This window comes from Acinetobacter sp. GN11 (assembly GCF_054823985.1).
In genome coordinates this window covers 1-2215 of sequence record NZ_JRVL01000312.1, presented here as the reverse complement: position 1 = coordinate 2215, position 2215 = coordinate 1, and the positions used below count along the sequence as shown (strand labels likewise).

The 2215-nt window shown below is 36.8% G+C and carries 2 protein-coding genes and 1 pseudogene; 2 read left to right on the top strand and 1 reads right to left on the bottom strand.

Annotated features, from left to right (window positions below; genetic code table 11):
* Positions 1-199 precede the first annotated feature (199 nt).
* Both NL42_RS18700 and NL42_RS18695 read left to right on the top strand, forming a co-directional pair.
* Complete coding sequence (locus NL42_RS18700) at positions 200-790, top strand: ANTAR domain-containing response regulator (protein WP_005306352.1); 591 nt, start codon at positions 200-202, stop codon at positions 788-790.
* Positions 791-1813, top strand: coding sequence for an ABC transporter substrate-binding protein (locus tag NL42_RS18695; protein ID WP_461313888.1), 1023 nt, complete (start codon positions 791-793; stop codon positions 1811-1813).
* A gap of 25 nt (positions 1814-1838) precedes the next feature.
* Here NL42_RS18695 and NL42_RS18690 read toward each other — a convergent pair.
* A pseudogene (locus tag NL42_RS18690) lies at positions 1839-1935 on the bottom strand (hypothetical protein); the annotation flags it as partial.
* Positions 1936-2215: the final 280 nt, after the last annotated feature.

Genomic DNA, 2215 nt, shown 5'->3' with positions numbered 1-2215 from the left:
TGGTTTAAACAAAAATATGCTTTGTCACAAAATGAACCGTATTTTTGCACCAAGATCGAACACATTAACTCTTTAGCATCCAAAATTGCCACTAAATCTCGATTTTTGAGTAGTTTTGTATGGCACTAATCTTGCTTAAAACCCAATAACAAAAAACGCGTCGAATTGGCGCATTTTCTTAGCCTGATTTTCTGAACTTATGCCAAAACTCAAAATAGCCCTTATTGATGATGATCATGCTCGAGCGGACTATATAAAAAACAGTCTGCTTGAAAATGACTTTGAAGTGGTCGCTTGCCTTACTTTGGATCACTTGAATATCTTTCGTCTTGAAGATTTACAAGCCGATGTAATCTTGCTCGATATGGATCATCCTCATCGCGACATTATTGAAAGCTGTGTCAGTAGCTATGATCTACCGACTGTCCTGTTCACTAAAAATTCAGATAAAGACACCATCAAACAAGCCATCGATGCAGGAGTAACTGCTTATATTGTAGATGGCATAGACCCTGCACGCTTACATACCATTTTAGAAATCTCGATCGAGCAATATAAAAAGCACAAAAAACTCGAAGGTGATTTAAAAGAAGCTCAAACCAAACTTGCTGACCGTAAGGATGTTGAAAAAGCTAAAGTTCTACTCATGCAATTGCATGGACTACCTGAAGAAACTGCATTTCAGCTTCTTAGAAAAAATGCGATGAGTCATCGAATTACGATTGGAGAAATGGCACGGCGTTTACTTGACGCTCAAAAATTACTTGGCAACCAACTAAAGGATGAATAAATGAGCACATTAGAAAAGACTCAATTACAACTCGGCTATATTCCTTTGCTTGATTGTCTTGCATTACTTTGGGCAAAACAAAGAGGCTTCTTTGAAGAAGTTGGTTTAGACGTCACTTTAGTTAAAGAAGCATCATGGGCAAGTCTTCGAGACCGTTTGGCTTTTGGATTATTAGATGCAGCGCACTGCTTATCTGCAATGTTACCTGCAGCGGCTGTAGGCACAGATCAAATTGGCACGCCACTGCAAACATCACTGGTTTTAAGTGAAAACCGTGCTTTCATTAGCTTAAGTCAAAAACTTACTCATCAACTTACAATTAAAGAAAATGATACGGCTCAAATAACAGCGCAAAAAGTGGTGAACCATCTTGAACAAGATCACTCCATTTCGTTAGCGCATGTGTTTAAGCATTCCATTCATCATTATTGTTTAAGAGAATGGTTGGCTTTAGCAAATCCAAAAATCGCGCAGTCTATTCAGCTCAAAACATTACCGCCACCATATATGGTCGAAGCACTCGATAAACATGTGATTGATGGTTTTTGTGTGGGTGAACCTTGGAATACCCAAGGTGAGCTTCTTGGTTTAAGTAAAATGATCTGCTCAAGCCAAAACATTATTCCTCCTGTGGCTGACAAGGTTTTAGCCGTAACACAGGAATGGGCAAATCAGAACCCACAAACACTAGTCGTGCTTACCGCAGCAATTATGAAAGCCCAACAAGAATTGAGTGAGTTCCAAGACTTTGCTCCAATTTTAAAGTTATTGGTTGAGTTTGAAATTGTTCGTTTTCATTGCTCAGAAGAAGTGCATGTCGATAAATATTTTAAGATTCAGGATATTGTTCGACATCTAGTAAAAGAAAGTGCGCTTCCAAAAGTAGAAGACTTTTATTGGCTGCTTGAGCAAATGCAAAAGTGGGATGAACTTCAAATCGACTCAGCACAAATCAAAAGCTTGGGAGCTCAATGTATTAATATTGAAGCTTATGAACAAGCCAAACAGCGATATTCTTCATAAGTTTACTAAGAGTCAAATCAGCATAAAAAAAGCTGTCTTTTATAAAAAAGGACAGCTTGAAAGACCCATAAGACAAAATGCGAAACACGCATTACTATATTTTTTGGACTCAACTGATCCATTGAAAATATAGCGCTTATGGAAATGATCATATCTATCTAAACATATCATTTTCAGACATTTTCATATCAATAACTGACACATCATCGATTTCACTTAATCAGCTTTAACATTTTAAGCAAGGTTTTTAATATTGCTGTTTTGTAAGCGTTCAATAGGGTCATAAACTCTACAAAAAGTAGGCTGCATAAAATAGGTTAATCAGAACATATATTCCGATTTAATTTTTTAAAGCAATTTCAGTCGCAAGTTTTAATTTGCACAACTAAATGCTCATTAAAT

Coding starts and splice junctions, on each gene's coding strand:
- NL42_RS18695 (WP_461313888.1), top strand. CDS start 791: ATGAGCACATTAGAAAAGACTCAATTACAACTCGGCTATATTCCTTTG.
- NL42_RS18700 (WP_005306352.1), top strand. CDS start 200: ATGCCAAAACTCAAAATAGCCCTTATTGATGATGATCATGCTCGAGCG.